Here is a 17,616-nt window from a genome sequence, read left to right as displayed (position 1 = left end):
AGATGGCTTCGATTCAGGTAAAGGGTGAGGACAAGACCGCCTCGATCAGCGACTGGGCGATTCGCTGGAGCGACCAATGCCAGGCGCTGGAACTGACCTGTCGTTCCCCCTCGAAGGAAAAATCCAGCCACCCACTCAGCGATTGCCAGGTCTCTCCCACTCGGGAGTTGACCAATGTGATGCTGCACAAGGCCGGTAGCAGGTTTCTCAAGCCCATCGCCAAAGCTACGATTTACGGCGAGCGATACGCGGTTGTGCACTACCTGGGCGGGAAAAAGCCGTATGTCTTCAAGATGAATGGCATCAGCTTTGCCGCCCTGACCTCAATGAAGGACTCGCCGGTATTTCGCTACTTCACCACCGTGGCGAATGCCCGACAGGATCAGGCGCAGTCGAAGACGGATCGTGACATTGCTGGCAATGTGCTGCGCCAGCTCGAATCACTGCCGTCCATCGCTGGCACTGCCTTGCAAGCCTATTGTTCGGGGCGCATCGGCACGCTAGCGCCAGGTCAGGGGCTCATCTATCCGTTCGGGCTCAACGAGAGTCAACTTCAGGCGGTCGAGCACGCGTTCAGCGCGCAAATCAGCGTGATCGAAGGTCCCCCAGGGACCGGCAAGACCCAGACGATCCTCAATATCCTGGCCAATATCGTGTTACGTGGGCAGACGGTAGCCGTGCTGTCCAACAACAATGCTGCTGTGGAAAACGTCTACGAAAAGCTGGAGAAATACGGCCTGGGCCACTTGGTCGCCAAGCTTGGCAACCAAGACAAACGCAAGGCTTTCTTCGCCGATCTGCCTGCGTGGCCATCAAGCGCGACCGAACCGGCACCGTCCCTGGATGAGATTCAGACGTTGCTGACTCGCTTGAAGCAGCATTTGCATGATCACAACAGGGCGGCACAACTGCAGATCGAGCTGGACGAACTGCTCATCGAGCGCCGTTACTTGCAGCAGTGGCAGGCAGAAAGCGATGTGAAGGTCACAGGCTCGCTCAACAAGTACGGCCTGACGCCACGCAAGATTGCCGACCTCATGGCCTACCTGGCTTACCTCGGCGAGCAACGCATTCACCTCAAGGATCGCATCGAGCTGCTGTTTAAATTCAGGATCCTGCGCACCAGGCCATTCGCCGAGGGCGAGACGCGCATGGCCGTTTTTCATGCACTGCAAATGCACTACTACGACGAATCGCTTCGGGACAAGGAAGCGCAACTGCGGGCGTGCCGTGAATCGTTGGCACGGGCAGATTTCACCACCCTGCTGAAAGAACTGACAACAGCGTCCATGCATCATCTGAAGCAACAACTGCAACTTCAGGTACCGCCGTCTGACAGCTTCGATGTCAAAACCTACTGCAAGCATTTCGATGCCTTCGTGCAGCGCTTCCCTATCCTTGGCAGCGGGACGCACTCCATCGTCAACTCAATCGCGCCGGGAGCAGTGCTCGACTACGTGATCATCGACGAAGCCTCGTTGCAGGACATCGTTCCGGGCATCCTGCCACTGGGCTGCGCGAAGAACCTGATAGTCGTCGGAGACAACCGCCAGTTGCCGCATATCCCGGTGGTTCTGGGGCTTGAGGCGCCCGCAGCGGGCTACGATTGCGAGCGATACAGCCTGCTGGAATCCTGCATTGCGGTGTTCCAGGACGCGCTGCCCAGAACTTTGCTGAAAGAACATTACCGCTGCCATCCGCGAATCATCCAGTTCTGCAACCAGCAATTCTATGACAATGCACTGGTGCCGATGACCGAGGACAAGGGCGAAGCCCCCCTGCGCCTGGTGGTGACCGCCAAGGGCAACCACGCCAGGCAGAACACCAACCTGCGGGAACTGGACTCGCTGCTGAAGGTGCTTGAGGACCAGGAGCACGCGGTGGGCATAGACGGCGAAGGTCGCGGTTACATCGCCCCGTTCCGCGCGCAGGTCAACCTGTCCGACACACATTTGCCGACGGACTTCGTCAAGGACACCGTGCACAAGTTTCAGGGTCGCGAATGCGACGAGATCGTCTTCTCCACTGTGCTCGACAAAAAACGCTACAACCAGGCGCGTAGACGCCTGGATTTCGTCGACGACCCACGCATGATCAATGTGGCCGTTTCACGGGCTAAAAATCGCTTCACCCTGGTGACGGGTGACGAGGTGTTCACTGACAATAATGGCCACATTGCCGCGTTGATCCGCTACATCAGCTATTACGCGCGAGACGAGCAAATCATCCGCGCGCCAGTGGTGTCGGCGTTTGACCTGCTGTACCGCGAATATGACCAATCGCTGGCACGCCTCAACGCCCGCTTGCGGTCTGAAGATTCACGTTACAAGTCCGAGCAGATCGTCGCACAGTTACTGCGCGAAGCGCTGTCAGCCCCGGCGTGTCGGGCACTGAAATACCACACGCAAATCCGGCTGGAAAAGCTTGCATCGCCGGTCAACCTCGACTGGACGCAAGCCCAGCGAGCGTTCATGAGGCGCGCCAGTTGCGATTTCGTGATTTATTTCAAAGTGGGCAAGCAGCCGGTAGGCGTGATCGAGGTCGACGGTGGCTACCATGATCACCCGGTGCAGGCAGCCCGGGACGCCATGAAAAACGAGATCCTGGCCAAAAGTGGCATCCCTGTTCTGCGGCTGCGGACGGTTGAGAGTGACATTGCGCGCAAGGTTGCCGATTTTGTCGGGCAGTGGGCCAGTCCTGCGAATGGCGCGTAAACACTTGGGCACAGGTGTGAGCCCTGATACATCCTTGGCAAAACGGACTTTTGAAATGCAAATCACATGCTTCGAACGCAACCACGCGTGCCGCCCGGGCAACGGACAACTTGTACGATGTCCTACCAGAAGGTATTAATGCATCTCCCGAAAAACAATAAAACCACGGAGATCGCTACATGGACTCATCCCTGTCCGCCCAGCCTGATAGCCTTGACCCAGCGCTGGGCAACACCCGCCGCAGCTTCCTGAAAAAGTCCCTGGCGGTTTCCGCCACGCTCGCCGCCGTCGGCAGCAGCGCCCTGAGCCGACTCGCCGATGCCGCCGAACCGTTGAGTCAACGCTACCCTGACCCGCTGATTCACATCCTCGACGACAGCTTCCTCGATCTACGGATTTTCAACGCCAGCGTCGAGAAACTTGCCACCGGCATGCGCTGGGCCGAAGGGCCGGTCTGGGTCGGTGATGGTCGCTATTTGCTGGTCAGCGACATCCCCAACAACCGCATCATGCGCTGGGACGAAATCACCGACACCTTCAGCGTGTACCGCGACCACTCGAACTTCTCCAACGGCATGTGCCGTGATCGCCAGGGGCGGCTGATCGTCTGCGAAGGCTCGACCACCACCAGCGAAGGCCGGCGCATCACCCGCACCGAAGCCAATGGCACGATCACCGTGCTGGCCGACAGCTTCGACGGCAAGCCCTTCAACTCGCCTAACGACGTCGTCTGCAAACGTGACGGATCGATCTGGTTCACCGACCCGCCCTTCCAGACCGGCAACAACTACGAAGGCCACAAAATCACCCCGACCCAACCGCACGCCGTGTACCGCATCTACGGCGAGAGCAAAAAGGTCACCCGGGTGATCGACGATCTCAGCGGGCCCAACGGCCTGTGCTTTTCCCCGGATGAAAAAACCCTGTACGTCGTCGAAGGCCGCGCCAAACCCAATCGCCTGATCTGGGCGATAGCGGTGAAGGACGACGGCACCCTGGGCGAACGCCGCAAGCACATCGAAGGCCTGGACTACGCCGCCATTGACGGCATCAAGTGCGACGAAGCCGGCAACCTGTGGTGTGGCTGGGGCGGCAATGGCGACCCGAAAGCCGACCTGGAAAAACTCGACGGCGTGCGCGTGTTCAATCCGCAGGGCAAGGCCATCGGGCATATCTCGCTACCCGAGCGCTGCCCGAACCTGTGCTTCGGCGGGCGCGAAGGCAATCGGTTGTTCATGGCCAGCAGCCACTCGATTTATTCGCTTTTTGTGAATACGCGCGGGGCTACGTTTGGGGTGTGAAAACGCTACGTTTAGATAATTTCCGCCGCTGTTTAAGCGACACGCCGCGTTACTGGCGCAAGGCTACAACGGCTTGCGCCATTGCCTACGACTACGCCAGAATCCGCCGGCTTGTGCGTCTGGGACGCGGGTTCTATCGTTTGCTCGTCACTGAAAACAGTGATCGGGTTTGGTAGCCCGGCATCCCCCAGGCGCATTGCGCACCTCTCGCAAAGATCGTCTTTTTGATCTTCGCTTCATGGTGGTCATGCGTAGGGCGTCCTCGGACGCGCCGGGCTCCTGGGCCGGTCTACCAACCTGTGCATGGCCGCCACCTTTCGTTTGGTAGCGAATCGTGATGGCTCCCTAATCTTTTCCCAGGAGTGTCTTTCATGTTCAAGGTCACACCCAACCCGCCAGAGACCGATTCAGTCTCGCCCTACCAATCACCCGACTCAAAGAAATTCCACGAAGCCGCCGAACGCGCCCTCGACCACTACCTCAAGCCCGCCGACCGGATCATGGCGACGACCTATCAACCCAGCACCATGTTCCTCACCAATCCAAAAACCGCGACGGAAGAATTGCTGGTCAATGCCACCGAATCATTGGGCTCGGCCTCGGTAATGCTGGCTAATGTCATCGGCACAGTCGAGGGTCCGACCCGCAAGACGCTGCAAGGAATTGCGCAGGTGGTGATGCTGGGGGAGCTGGCGGTGAATCAAGCGCTGGATAATGTTGTGCCGGTGGATTGATGAGTGAGCCCCTCTGTGGCAATGGTCGGACTGTTGCCATGAGGGGTTCAGATTGAGTTATGCGTCTGCTTTCGGCCAGAAGCGGTCGCAAGACCGAGGCCAAGAGGCACGGTTCTGAGAGGTAATTGAATGGGAAATGTCGATGCCGAGTGCCTGTATTTCATCTGCCGATACGAGAGGAGCTTAGGTGATGATTACATCTGCACAGGTAGTCAACTAAACTACACGACATGTCGTCAGTGACGATTCCCCCTGCGCCGCCATAAGGAGCTTTCGTGGCCCTATATCTTTCTCATCTTCAGTTCAGCAACATCCGGGGTTTCAAAAACTTTTCGTTGTCGTTCGATGCGGGAAAAAAGCACCGACAATGGACCATATTGATAGGCGACAATGGGCACGGCAAGACCACTATATTGCGAGCTATTGCGCTGGGATTGGGCGATGAGGTGACTTCCAGTGAACTACTGGCGCTGCTACCCGGCCAATTTATTCGAATGAACAAAAGGGGATCCTATACTGCTTCGAGCAAGATCATAGTCACCTTGCGGGACAACGATTCGAAACAGCACATCACCATCACCACTGAACTGAAACTGGACGAACACGGTGGGGTCCGGATTAGTAAAGATGTAAGCGAATCCGCTTTCAAATGGAGCGATATCTTCATCTGTGGTTACGGCTCCAATCGAGGCATTGGCGGGCGAATGCACAGTCAATATGCGCTAAGAAATTCTCTGCTGACGTTATTCAATGATAGGGCAGGACTCTTGGAGCCGGAGTCGATACTTCGGGATTTTGCACTGATGGCTGCCCAGAGAAAAAAGGGCACGGATGACCCTATGAAAGAGATGAAAAACTATCTCTGGAAATTATGGGGCCTCAATCCGAATCATGCTTTAGACATCTCAGCCGAGCAGGTCGTAATTCATGGTCCTTGGGGTGGAATGCCATTCCACGCGTTGGGTGATGGCTACAGGGGCACCGGCAGTTGGTTATTGGATCTAATGGGGAACTGTGTCAAAGCAGGACGCTGGAACTCTCCGCAAAAGTTAGCTGGTATCGTGCTGCTCGACGAGATGGACGAACACCTGCATCCAAAATGGCAAAGGACGCTAGTGCCCACGTTGCGACGCCTTTTGCCTAATATTCAATTCATCACCACTACACATTCACCACTGGCGATCGTCAATACACGACCCGGTGAGCTATTTGCGACTCGGTTGCACAACGCAGTTGCAGAACTTATCCCTGACCCCTTGCCGTCGCCAGACGGTCGCGGTGCCAATGAGCTTCTTCTTGGCGAGTGGTTTGGACTTGCTTCTACGTTGGATAGCACTAGCGAAAACCTTCTGACACGTTATCGCAATGCCTTCCAACAAGGTAATCAGAAACTGCTGCAGGAATTGGAGCCAAAGGTTCGTCAACGCATTAAATCCTTCCTCCCTTCTCAACTTGACAATAAAGCGCAAGCAGATCTGGACATGCGACAGCGCTCACAGATCGACTCAATGACTCCGGCGCAAGAAAAAAAGCTAATTCAACAAGCTGCGCGGAAGCGTCTGGAAACCTTGAGGAAAGCGAAATGATTGGTTTGAAAGGACGGCATCCAAAAGTACCGGAAAACTTGGCGAAAGCGAGTGAAGCCCCTGCCAAGGCTCTTCTTACGCAAGCGAAGAGCACCGCCGTGCCAGTATTCCGAGAAGAAGACTTCCCAAATCATTGGGGCAAGCATAAGCACCACTTCATCCGGCCGCAGTACAACGGAAAATGTGCGTATTGCGAAACTCACATTGTTTCCGGCAATCCAGGGGATGTAGAGCATTTTCGTCCCAAAGCGTATTGCCAATCTCTCAGTCCCGCGAAAAGCCGTGACGATTACGGAGGGCAACCACCAGGCAGGAGCAATGATGGACCTGCAACCGAAGGCTATTGGTGGCTGGCATATAAGTGGAGCAACTACTTACTGAGCTGCAACCGCTGCAATTCCAGTTGGAAGAGAAACCAGTTTCCAGTTGCAGCGAAAAGGTCGGGACGTGGCGAAAAGCTGTCTGCTGAAAGAGCATTGCTTATTAACCCCTTCGTGGTAGACCCAGAGCGTCACTTTCAATTCGATGCCATAACGGGACAAATTCGAGGGCTGACACCTCAAGGAGCCGCTACGATCGACGTATGCGGTCTTGATCGCCGATCATTAGAGATACAGCGAGCAATCAAAGGTGCAAAATTAAACAAACGGTACCGTGAATACCTAAGTGCTTTGAAGCAGGCAAACGTTCTTGCCCAGAACAACGCATTGAGTGCCTTGATGGACGAATGCCGCAGCAAAGAGCCTTTTGCAGCTGTAGCGCGATGTTTCGTGAAGCAACACTTAACGTTTAGCTATGTCGATCTATTGGCGATGAAGCGAAAGCGGCAGATTTAAAGAGTGGCTCGAAATTATCGGGAACTATGGTGTTAAGCCGCAACTATTTTCTAAACCTCTCGCTAGCGGCAGAAATCGGGATCAAAAAATAAAAAGAATCGAAGGGGACGGGCCTGTTTTCTAAGATACCCGCCCCCCATTCCCGCATCAGAATTTCAGCTCTGTGCCGCAAGTCGTTCCGATTGCTGGATTGTAGGTTTTGGCAATACCATGCGCAGGCTTTCGCGATACTGTTCCGCCGGCGCTTCGTGGGTAACCTCGACAACAGCATCGTAGTTTTCTCGAATAACCGACTCAATCTCAGCAATGTCCGCGCGGAAGAACTCCTTGCGCCCGTTAACCTTGTTGAGGCGACCTACGGCAAAGTGCTCGTGCAGTTTTGCTTCCAATGCGGGAGCGTTATTCGAGAAGACCATCGCATGCACATCGAACCAAAACGGTACCGACGCATCACCCAGTTCGTCGACCCGATCCATGGGCTCCAAGCGGCGCGTCATACCAATCTTGTAAATTCCTTCCCCGAACGCCCCTAGGTTGGAGATCACGTACACATAGCCGGCCTTGGCATTTTGTTCGCGATAGTCAATCAGCTTTTCTTCGCTCTCTAGCTCGGCTCGGCCCGCTTCAACTTCTGCTAGCTTCGTCAGCAAGGCAGCACGCTCGTCCTCAGATTCTACTTTTGCCAAGCGGGCCTGGAGATCACGCACGGCTGTCGTAAAGTGTTTGCGCTCTTTGGCGATCTTCTCCCGCGCCGCGCGAATCTCTTGCTCAAGCTTTTGTTGTTCCCGCAACTCTTCTCGGGCGCGCTTCGCTTCTTCCTTTTCCTCTTGCTTCTTGATCTGAAATTCTTGGGCAAGGTACAGCTCATCAAGCTTTAGGCTCAGATAGGTGCGCGATATCTCTACACTCATGATTTTGCCAAGCCGGTTACAGGTTTCGAAAGATTTGAGAATACGTTTCTCGCCCAGTTCGACGTTGTCAAATTTGACGTTGTCCACACAGACATCGGCTTCGTTGTTGAAGGAACGAATCACCAGTTTGATCATGTCGTTAACGAGCTTCCGACCTTGAGCCTTGCTGTCATTGACCGTCCAGTCCATGTTTCCGGTCGCTGCATCGCCGCCCTTGATCATCGCTTTCTGGCGCTCACGGACACTTTCCAGTCGGGATTTGTATTCATGGCTGGTAGTTAGTTTGAACTTGGGTTTATAGAGCGCAAAGCTTTCTAGCAGTAACGTTTCCTCCCACACGAGTATTTGCCCTTGCAAATCAGAGGAGCGTTGCGCTAGCGCAGCCACCTCCCACTCAGCGCGCTGAATTTCTTGCCGGGCGATAGCAAGCTTCTCTTTCTCTTGCTCGATTAGTTTCTGGACCTCCAAGACGTCCATAGCGCCTATCTTCGTAGAGAGCGCTTGAAGCTGCGCGTACTGCGTTTGGAGATCCGCAAGTTGAGCTTCTAAATCATCCGCGCGTTGCCGGTGGGCGGGGCCTTTCCAATAGTCGCTAAAGGACATGGGTTCCTTCCTCGTGATGAGCCAAATGGCCGTTCAGTTCCAAACCAGCGAAGGCAGCTTTGCAGCGCAAAGCGTGAAGCCTAGCAAGGTTGGGACTTCTTTCCTTGTGACTAGCCATTATTTGGCCATCCCTGGCTAGAATGGGCCGAAACAGTGATTCGTGCAAATCGTTGATGTACGGGGCCGACAACCCTCCATTAGGAAATGCGCATTGCAACAATGCGAGTTACCGGGTCGACTCCCAACTTAGACCAACCGACTCCAATTATCGAATACACCGAAATGAGGGGACCTGTTGGATCAGGACTTTTCCAAATCGCGTGCGTCCCCCCTACCCCTTCAAAACCAACGCCCCATCCACATACCGCCCACACAAAAAATCCACAAACGCCCTCACCTTCGGCGCCGCCAATCGCCTCGACGTGTGCAGCACCCACAACTCTGGCTCTACCCCCGTTACCACGCCCCACTGCACCAACTCCCCCCGCGCCAGTTGCGCCCCGGCAATCGACTGCGGAATCAGCGCCACGCCTGCGCCGGCAATGGCCGCATCGCGAACCATCAATAACGAGGAAAAGCGCATTTTCACAACCGGCTCCAACTCCAGCACGCCATCATCGAGGCGCCAGCGTGTCGGCTGGAAAGTCGTCGTGACAACGGCTGGCACGGTGCTGATGGTGCCGGGCACCGGTTTCGCCAGATCGGGCGCGGCGACGACCACCAGGCGGTCTTTGACGAAACAGCGGCCGACCAGGCTGCTGTCGGGTTTGGGGTTGACGCGGATGGCGATGTCGAAGCGTTCTTCGATGAGATCGACTTGGCGATCGTCCGCGATGACTTCGATTTCCACCTCTGGATAGAGCGCGCAGAACTCGGCGCTGAGGCGGCCCATCGCCAGTTGCGAGAACAGCACGGGGGCGGCGATGCGCAGGCGTCCGCGCGGTGTCGCGACGCCTTCGCGGACTGCGGACAGGGCTTCGCTTAGCTCGCTCAGCGGGCCTTCGGCCCGGCCCATCAGCAGTGCGCCGGCCTCGGTGAGTTTGAGGCCGCGGGCGCTGCGCTCGATGAGCCTGACGCCGAGCTGTTCCTCAAGGTCGGCGATGCGTCGCGACAAGGTCGCCTTGGACGTGCCGCTCGCCCGGCTCGCCTTGCCGAGTCCTTCGTTGGTGGCAATGAGCATGAAATCGATCAGGGCGTTGAGGTTCATGGTGTTCCACTTTTGAAACGAAGTGTTCGCATATTGGTATCTGCGCTTTATCGACGCAACACCTTATCTTCTGGTCATCGACAGATTCTTAACGCAGGAGATTGAACATGAGCATTCTGGTTATCGGTGCCACGGGCACCATTGGTTCATTGGTTACCACTGGCCTTGTTGAGGCCGGCGCCGATGTGCACGCCCTCGTGCGCCAGACGGGCAAGCGCGAGTTCCCCGCGGGCGTGACGGAAGTAGTTGCCGACCTCACCGACGTGTCGTCGATGCGCGCTGCATTGGCACCGGTGCGTACCCTGTTTCTGCTGAATGCGGTGACACCCGATGAGGTCACGCAAGCGCTGGTCACGCTGAACCTCGCTCGGGAAGCGGGGATCGAGCGCATCGTTTATCTCTCGGTGATTCATGCCGACCGCTTCACCAACGTGCCGCATTTCACCGGCAAATGGGCCGTTGAACGGATGATCGAAAGCCTCGACCTGTCGGCGACGATCCTGCGCCCGGCCTACTTCATGCAGAACGATCTGATGGTGCGGCAAACCATCGAGAACTACGCCCTCTACCCGATGCCCATCGGTTCGGCTGGCGTCGCGATGATCGACGCCCGGGACATCGCCGACGTCGCCGTCGCCGAGTTGCTGCGCCGCGATCAGGCACCCGCGGCGCTGGAGCGTATAACGCTGGAATTGGTCGGGCCACGCCCGCTCACCGGCGAATCGGTAGCGCAGGTGTGGAGTTCGGCGCTGGGTCGCCAGATCACTTACGGCGGCGACGATGTGGCCGCGTTCGAAGCGCAACTGGCTACCTACGGCCCCGCGTGGCTGGCGTATGACATGCGCTTGATGATGTCGGGGATTCAGGCATTCGGCATGCGGGCGAGCGAAGGCGCTGAACGCCGACTGGAGTCGATCATCGGCCGCCCGTTGCGCACGTATGAAGATTTCGTGCGGGAGACGGTTGCCGGGGCTTAACCATTCACGACGGGGCAGGTTTGGCACCAGCCTTGCCCCGACGTGAAGCGTCTGTTCACTCGGTCAAAAGAGCAATCAACCCCGCCTCCACATAACTGCCAATCAACTCGTCAAACAACCCAATATCCCCCCGACTGCGCGCGATCAATTGCGCACCGGCCACCGCCGCGTAAATCGCCCGGGCACGCGCCTTACAGCGTTCTTCGTCTGCCTCACCAGCGCTGACCAACACCTCGGTCAGCCACTCGATATTGGCCTCGGCAAATCGCTTGACCTGCGCCTTGACCTCATCTGGCAGGTCTTGATATTCGGCGGCCATGAAGCTCGCCAGGCATAGCCGGTTACCGCTTTCCAGCGAGGTGCGGAAGATCGACGGATACAGCGTCAGGCAGCGTTGCGCGTCGGGATTGGCCTGGCGAATGCCTTCGAGCACCTGAACGGCATCCTGCCAATAGCGCTCGGCGACGGCTGCGCCCAGATCGGCCTTGCTCGGGAAGTGGTAGTAAATACTGGCGTTCTTGATGCCCACCACTTCGCCGATGCTGCGGAAATTGATGCCGCTGTAGCCATGCAGCTGCGCGGCGGTTTTTGCCGCCTCCAGAATCGCTTCACGCGCGTTGACACTCATTTCCAGATCCTCAAAGCGTTAAATCATGGCGTGGAGTGTACGCGCAGAATGTTCACCTGCCAATTGGCAGGTAGGGGTTGACACGCTGCAAAACTGGTCGCAATCTTCGCCTACCAACTGACAGGCAGATAACCCGAAATGACTGATTCCAATGCTGTGATCGACCCTGCTTCGCTGCCGATGATGAAAATTTACGACTGGTACAACGGCCCTTACCCGGCCCGTGTGCGCATTGCGCTGGCAGAAAAATCGCTGCTGTCGCGCATCGATTTTGTGTCGGTCAACCTGTGGACCGGCGAGCACAAGCAACCTGAGTTCCTGCGCCTGAACTACTCGGGCACGCTGCCGTTGCTCGAGCTGCAGGACGGCACGCTGATTGCCGAGTGCACGGCGATCACTCAATACCTCGACAGCCTCGATAACAACCCGATACTCACCGGCCGCACGCCGGTAGAAAAAGGCCTGATCCACATGATGACCAAACGCGCCGAGATCGAATTTCTCGACGCGGTCAGCGTGTACTTCCACCACGCCACGCCGGGCCTCGGCCCAAAGGTCGAGCTGTATCAGAACGCCGAGTGGGGCCTGCGCATGCGCGACAAGGCCGTGCGCGGCATGCACTACTTCGATAACGTTCTGCGCGATCAGCCTTATGTCGCCGGCGAGGACTTTTCCATGGCCGACATTGCCGTGCTGGGCGGGATGATTTTCGCGGCGCTGGTCGATTTGCCGGTGCCAGATGAATGTGTGGCGTTGAAGGCCTGGCATGTGCGGATGCAGGCGCGGCCAAGCGTGCAGCAATGGCGGGCGATGGTTGAGCAAGGAGACGCACAACGCCGATAAACCCACAGTTGCCGCCCCGCTTCAGGGGCGGCAGCGCTCACTCCTCCCGCCACATTCTGCGAGCGGATGGCCTACGCTCTAGCGCAATCCTCTTGAATGCTTGCCTGATCCTCTGGACTTGCACTGCCGTTTATACCCAACGCGCGCGCGACGCCATACAGTCCGATAACAACCGCAACCGCGCCCACGCGTATGCGACGCGGACTTCACAGCGCGCCAACCTCAGTGACAAACACGCTTACTGGCGCTGCGGCCCATGCTTATAAAAATGCACGTCAACCGATGATCAGGCGGGTGAACCCATGGAACTACGAATCAACCAGAAGACCGTTCAGGTCGATGCCGACGCCGACACGCCCTTGCTCTGGGTATTGCGCGATGACCTCGGCATGACCGGCACCAAATATGGCTGCGGCCTGGCCCAGTGCGGCGCCTGCTCGGTGCTGGTGGATGGCAATGTGGTGCGTTCGTGCGTCACGCCGGTGGCCGGTGTGGTTGGCCGCGATATCACCACCATTGAAGCCATCGAATCCGACGAGGTGGGCAAGCGTGTGGTCGCGACCTGGGTCGAGCTGCAAGTGGCGCAATGCGGTTATTGCCAGTCCGGGCAGGTCATGGCCGCGACCGCGCTGCTCAAGCACAACCCCACGCCGAGCGATGCGCAGATTGAGGCGGCGATGGTCAATCTGTGCCGCTGCGGCACTTACAACGCCATTCATGCCGCGGTGCATGAGCTGGCTGGCAAGAGGGACGCCTGATGAATGTTTCCAGCGAAACCACTGCACAATCCTCGTTGCCTGACCTGACGACGCCGATCAACCTTTCCCGCCGCCGCTTTCTCACCGGTACCGCCGTCGGTGCGCTGGTGCTGGGCTTCGGTCTGCCAATCGGCGCGCCCCGCGCATTTGCCGCCGCAGCAGCAGCCACGACCAGCGAACGCGGTACGCAAGTGCCGGCGTTTCTGGAGATCCGCCCGGACAACCGCGTGCGCCTGATGTGCCCGTTCATGGAAGGTGGCCAAGGCACTTTCACAGCGATGGCGCAGATTGTCGGCGAAGAACTCGACGCCGATCCGGCGACGTTCCTGGTCGAAGCCGCACCGCCCGGCGAGGCGTATGTGGTGATGGACAACGGCATGCGCATTACCGGCGGCAGCATGTCGGTGCGCATGAGCTATCCGGTGATGCGCCGCCTCGGCGCCCTCGCCCGCGCCATGCTCTTGCAAGCGGGCGCCGAACGGCTCGGCGTGCCGGTGAGCGAACTCAGCACCGAACCGGGCAAAGTGCTGCACGCCGCATCCGGCCGCTCGCTGACCTACGGTGAGTTGGCCGAACGCGCAATGGACCTGCCAGTGCCCGACCCGGCTAGTGTCAAGCTGCGCGATCCGAGCCAGTTCCGCTGGATCGGCAAGCCGGTCAAACGCATCGACGCTTACGACAAGTCCACTGGCAAGGCGCTCTACTGCATCGATCTGACGGTCGACGACATGCTCCACGCCGCCGTTCAGCATGCGCCGCGTCTGGGCATGACCGTGGGCAGCCTGCGCAACGAAGAGCAGGTCAAGGCGATGAAAGGCGTGCATTCGGTGCACCGTCTGCCCGGCGCTGTGGCGGTGCTCGCCGAGCGTTGGTGGCACGCCAAACGCGCGGTCGAGGCGATTCAGGTCGACTGGCAGGAACCGGGCGCCGACAGCCCGGTCCGGGTGATGCCGGCGGATTTTTCCAGCGATGCGTATTTCAAGCGTCTGGCGGCGGAAAAAGGCCCGGCCCGCGACGATGAAAACGAGGGTGACGTAACTGCCAGTCTGGCCAACGCAAAAACCCGCGTCGATGCGACGTATCACAACCAGTACCTCAATCACGCGCAACTCGAACCGCCGTCGGCGCTGGCGCGTTTCAATGCCGATGGTTCGCTGGACGTCTGGCTGCCGAATCAGGCACCGGATCTGTATCGCGCCGACATCGCCAAACGCACCGGTCTCGAGCTTGGGCAAATCACCCTGCACTCGCCGCTGCTGGGCGGTTTTTTCGGTCGGCATTTTCTCTACGACTCGGCCAGTCCGTACCCGCAAGCCATTGAGCTGGCTAAGGCAGTCGGGCGACCAGTCAAATTGATCTGGAGCCGCGAAGAGGAATTCCTGCGTGACGTGCTGCGCCCGGTGGCAGCGGTCAACTTTCGCGCGGCGCTGGACAACGACGGCTGGCCGTTGGCAATCGAAGCGATCAGCGCCACCGAAGGCCCCACCGAAGCCATCGCCGGCAAGCAAGGCGAAAAGCTCGACCCGACGGCGCTGGAAGGCTTGTCCGGCAAGTCCTATGCGATCGCCAACAAGCGCATCGCGCAGATCTACGTCAAAGGCCCGGCCATGCTCGGTTACTGGCGCTCGGTGGGCAATTCGCTGAACGACTTTTTCTACGAATCGTTCCTCGACGAACTGGCCGACAAGGGCGGTAAGGACCCATTCGATCTGCGCCTGCATCTGCTGCGTGACAATGTTCGGCTGACCACCCTATTGCAAGCGGTGGCCGAGCTGTCGGGCGGCTGGAAGCGTGGACCGTTTACTGCCGGAGATGGCAGTCGGCGTGCGCGCGGTGTGGCGATGGCGTCGCCGTTCGGCACCGAGACGGCCGTGATTGCCGAGGTGTCGATCGAAAACGGCCAGGTCAAGGTGCACGACATCTGGCAGGCGATCGACCCCGGCAGCATCGTCAACCCGGCGATTGTCGAGGCGCAGGTCAACGGCGCCGTGGCGTTGGGGCTGTCGCAGACGCTGGTCGAGGAAGCCGTGTGGCTCGATGGCAAACCGCGTGCGCGCAATTACGACCTGTATCCGATCCTGGCGCCTTCGCGCATGGCCAGGGTGCATGTGCGGGTGGTTGAAAGCGGGGAAAAAATGGGCGGCATCGGTGAACCGCCACTGCCCGCGGTCGCGCCGGCCGTCGCCAACGCGGTGGCCGCACTGACCGGGCAGCGAGTTCGCAGCCTGCCCATGAGCCGCCACACTTTCGCCTGATCAGCGCCGGAGCGTTTATGAACAACAGCCGATTCGCAAGAACCGCTGGCTGGCTGGCCGTGCCGTGTCTGATCGCGGCAGGTCTGCTGGCCTGGTATGTCACCCGCGAGCCTGTCTCGCCGCTGGAAAAGCCACCGTTCAGCGTGGCCGACATCGACCCCGGGCTGGTCACTCGCGGCGAATACGTCGCCCGCCTCAGCGACTGTGTGGCTTGCCACAGCGTGCCGGGCGGCGCGCCGTTTGCCGGTGGCCTGGAAATGGCCACACCGCTGGGCGTGATCCATGCGACCAATATCACCCCGGATGCGGACACCGGGATTGGCCGCTACAGCCTCGCCGACTTCGACCGTGCGGTGCGCCATGGCGTGGCGCCGGGCGGTCGGCGTTTGTACCCGGCGATGCCGTATCCCTCGTACGCCAAGCTCAATGACGACGACGTGCGTGCGTTGTACGGGTTTTTCATGAAAGGCTTGGCGCCGGTCAAGCAGGCCAACCAGCCGAGTTCGATTCCCTGGCCGCTGAACCTGCGCTGGCCGATTGCGATGTGGAACGGCGTGTTTGTCGACGCCGAACCTTACGCCAGCAAACCCTCACAGGATGCACAGTGGAACCGCGGCGCCTATCTGGTCCAGGGCGCCGGGCATTGCGGCAGCTGCCACACGCCACGCGGCTTGGCGTTCAACGAGAAAGCGCTCGATGGATCGGGCCAACCGTACCTCGCCGGTGCACTGCTCGACGGCTGGTATGCGCCGAGCCTGCGCGACGATCACAACACCGGACTGGGCCGCTGGAACGAGGCGGAAATCGTCCAGTTTCTCAAAACGGGGCGCAACCGCCATGCGGTTGTTTACGGCTCGATGACCGAAGCGTTCAACAACTCCACGCAGTTCATGAGCGACGAGGATCTGAGCGCCATCGCCCATTATCTGAAATCGCTGCCCGGCGACCCGCAACGTGATGGTCCGCCCTGGCAATACCAGCAAGCGTCTGCCGCGCCAAGCCTGGACAGCCCCGGCGCGCATACGTACGTCACGCGCTGCGCGTCTTGCCACGGTGTCGACGGCAAGGGGCAGGCCGAATGGATGCCGCCGCTGGCCGGCGCCACTTCCGCGCTGGCGAAGGAACAGGCATCAGCGATCAACATCACCCTCAACGGCTCGCAACGGGTCGTCGCGGCGGGCGTCCCTGACGCCTATCGCATGCCGGCCTTCCGCGAGCAGCTCTCGGACCAGCAGATCGCCGAGGTTCTGACCTTTATGCGCAGTACCTGGGGCAATCAGGCCAGCGCGGTCGATGCCGCGTCGGTCGGCAAATTGCGTGAACACACGGATCCGGCGAGCAGCAGTCCGATTATTTTGCAGATGCGTTAGCAGCGCTGAGACAGCAGTTGCCGGTCCCGCGTGGGACCGGCATTTTACTGTCAATGAGAACGTCACAGGCTTTGCGTCAACCGGCGACTTGTCTCAATCCATCAATGCGGACTGGCCACCGGCCGCACCACGATTTCACTGACATCCACGTCATCAGGCTGATCAATCGCGTAAACCAGCGCTCGCGCAATCGCATCGGCACCCAGCGCCACGCTGCGAAACGCGCGCATTTCCTCACGCGCGACCTCATCGGAAATAGAATCCGCCAGTTCGGACTCGACCACACCCGGGCAAACCACAGTTACGCGAATCTTGTCCGTCTCCTGGCGCAGGCCGTCAGAGATGGCTCTGACTGCGAATTTGGTGGCGCAATACACGGCGGCGGTCGGTGACACCGCGAGGCCGCCAATCGAAGAAATGTTGATGACCTGGCCGAAGCCTTGCGCTTGCATTCCCGGCAGCACCGCCGCGATGCCGTGCAGCACGCCCCGTACGTTGACGTCGAGCATCTGGTTCCATTCGTCGACCTTCAGCGCAGCCAGTGGCGACAACGGCATGACCCCGGCGTTGTTGATGATCACGTCGACCTTGCCGTGCTGCGCCTTGGCGAATTCAACGAAGGCCTGCATCGAGTTCATGTCGGTCACGTCGAGTGCGCGGGCGCTGGCCGAGCCGCCGTCGCTACGGATTTCGCCGACCAGTTTTTCCAGGCGTTCGGTGCGGCGGGCACCGAGTACTACGTGGGCACCTTTGGCTGCGATCAGTCGCGCGGCCGCTTCGCCGATACCGCTGCTGGCGCCGGTGATCAATACGACTTTGTTGTGGATGTTCGACATATCCGTTTCTCCTGCTCAATGCATGGAAAGTCAGCCGGGCCGCGGGGTGCGGGGTGT

The 17,616-nt window shown here is 58.9% G+C and carries 14 protein-coding genes; 10 read left to right on the top strand and 4 right to left on the bottom strand.

The features are described 5' to 3' along the window. Positions 1-2 precede the first annotated feature (2 nt). The 5 genes from J3P93_RS12030 to J3P93_RS12010 all read left to right on the top strand — a co-directional run bounded on the left by J3P93_RS12030 (position 3) and on the right by J3P93_RS12010 (position 7,171). Entirely contained in the window at positions 3-2,714 is a 2,712-nt protein-coding gene (locus J3P93_RS12030) for an AAA domain-containing protein (protein WP_434597633.1), read from the top strand. Positions 2,715-2,893: 179 nt separating this feature from the next. Continuing rightward, a complete protein-coding gene (locus J3P93_RS12025; RefSeq protein WP_434597631.1) occupies positions 2,894-4,015 on the top strand; it encodes an SMP-30/gluconolactonase/LRE family protein in 1,122 nt (373 codons plus the stop codon). Between the two features lie 371 nt (positions 4,016-4,386). Beyond that, a complete protein-coding gene (locus tag J3P93_RS12020; RefSeq protein ID WP_434597629.1) occupies positions 4,387-4,749 on the top strand; it encodes a DUF6124 family protein in 363 nt (120 codons plus the stop codon). A 275-nt stretch (positions 4,750-5,024) separates the two neighbouring features. After that, complete coding sequence (locus J3P93_RS12015; protein ID WP_434597627.1) at positions 5,025-6,335, top strand: AAA family ATPase; 1,311 nt, start codon at positions 5,025-5,027, stop codon at positions 6,333-6,335. Beyond that, a complete protein-coding gene (locus J3P93_RS12010) occupies positions 6,332-7,171 on the top strand; it encodes a hypothetical protein (protein WP_434597625.1) in 840 nt (279 codons plus the stop codon). The genes J3P93_RS12015 and J3P93_RS12010 overlap by 4 nt, the downstream gene beginning before the upstream one ends. A 155-nt stretch (positions 7,172-7,326) precedes the next feature. Here the strand turns inward: J3P93_RS12010 and J3P93_RS12005 are convergent, their stop codons facing one another. Together J3P93_RS12005 and J3P93_RS12000 are read right to left on the bottom strand one after the other, a co-directional pair. After that, positions 7,327-8,685: a DUF4041 domain-containing protein gene (locus J3P93_RS12005; protein ID WP_434597624.1), complete on the bottom strand. Its 1,359-nt coding sequence runs from the start codon at positions 8,683-8,685 to the stop codon at positions 7,327-7,329. A 331-nt stretch (positions 8,686-9,016) separates the two neighbouring features. Next, positions 9,017-9,892, bottom strand: coding sequence for a LysR family transcriptional regulator (locus J3P93_RS12000; protein ID WP_434597622.1), 876 nt, complete (start codon positions 9,890-9,892; stop codon positions 9,017-9,019). A gap of 107 nt (positions 9,893-9,999) precedes the next feature. On the opposite strand from J3P93_RS12000, the gene J3P93_RS11995 reads away from it, so the two are divergent. Beyond that, the gene (locus J3P93_RS11995; RefSeq protein WP_434597620.1) at positions 10,000-10,869 is read left to right on the top strand and encodes an NmrA/HSCARG family protein; all 870 of its coding nucleotides are present in this window, start codon (positions 10,000-10,002) and stop codon (positions 10,867-10,869) included. 55 nt (positions 10,870-10,924) lie between these two features. Here J3P93_RS11995 and J3P93_RS11990 read toward each other — a convergent pair whose 3' ends face one another. Beyond that, on the bottom strand, positions 10,925-11,497 hold the full coding sequence (locus J3P93_RS11990) for a TetR/AcrR family transcriptional regulator (protein ID WP_434597618.1): 573 nt from the start codon (positions 11,495-11,497) through the stop codon (positions 10,925-10,927). A 183-nt stretch (positions 11,498-11,680) separates the two neighbouring features. Here J3P93_RS11990 and J3P93_RS11985 point away from each other — a divergent pair, with 183 nt between their 5' ends. The 4 genes from J3P93_RS11985 (at position 11,681) to J3P93_RS11970 (ending at position 16,723) form a co-directional block, all read left to right on the top strand. Further along, entirely contained in the window at positions 11,681-12,340 is a 660-nt protein-coding gene (locus tag J3P93_RS11985; RefSeq protein ID WP_434598348.1) for a glutathione S-transferase, read from the top strand. A 302-nt stretch (positions 12,341-12,642) separates the two neighbouring features. Next, positions 12,643-13,098 (top strand): (2Fe-2S)-binding protein, encoded by a 456-nt coding sequence (locus tag J3P93_RS11980; protein WP_093101126.1) that lies wholly within the window; start codon positions 12,643-12,645, stop codon positions 13,096-13,098. Next, complete coding sequence (locus J3P93_RS11975; RefSeq protein ID WP_434597616.1) at positions 13,098-15,353, top strand: molybdopterin cofactor-binding domain-containing protein; 2,256 nt, start codon at positions 13,098-13,100, stop codon at positions 15,351-15,353. Before J3P93_RS11980 ends, J3P93_RS11975 begins: the two co-directional genes overlap by 1 nt. Positions 15,354-15,370: 17 nt before the next feature. Continuing rightward, positions 15,371-16,723: a c-type cytochrome gene (locus J3P93_RS11970; protein ID WP_434597614.1), complete on the top strand. Its 1,353-nt coding sequence runs from the start codon at positions 15,371-15,373 to the stop codon at positions 16,721-16,723. 101 nt (positions 16,724-16,824) lie between these two features. Here J3P93_RS11970 and J3P93_RS11965 read toward each other — a convergent pair whose 3' ends face one another. After that, the gene (locus J3P93_RS11965; protein ID WP_434597612.1) at positions 16,825-17,559 is read right to left on the bottom strand and encodes an SDR family oxidoreductase; all 735 of its coding nucleotides are present in this window, start codon (positions 17,557-17,559) and stop codon (positions 16,825-16,827) included. Positions 17,560-17,616: the final 57 nt, after the last annotated feature.

Source organism: Pseudomonas sp. R3-57 (assembly GCF_051132065.1).
Taxonomy (GTDB): Bacteria; Pseudomonadota; Gammaproteobacteria; order Pseudomonadales; family Pseudomonadaceae; genus Aquipseudomonas.
This window is presented reverse-complemented; position numbering and strand designations above follow the sequence as displayed.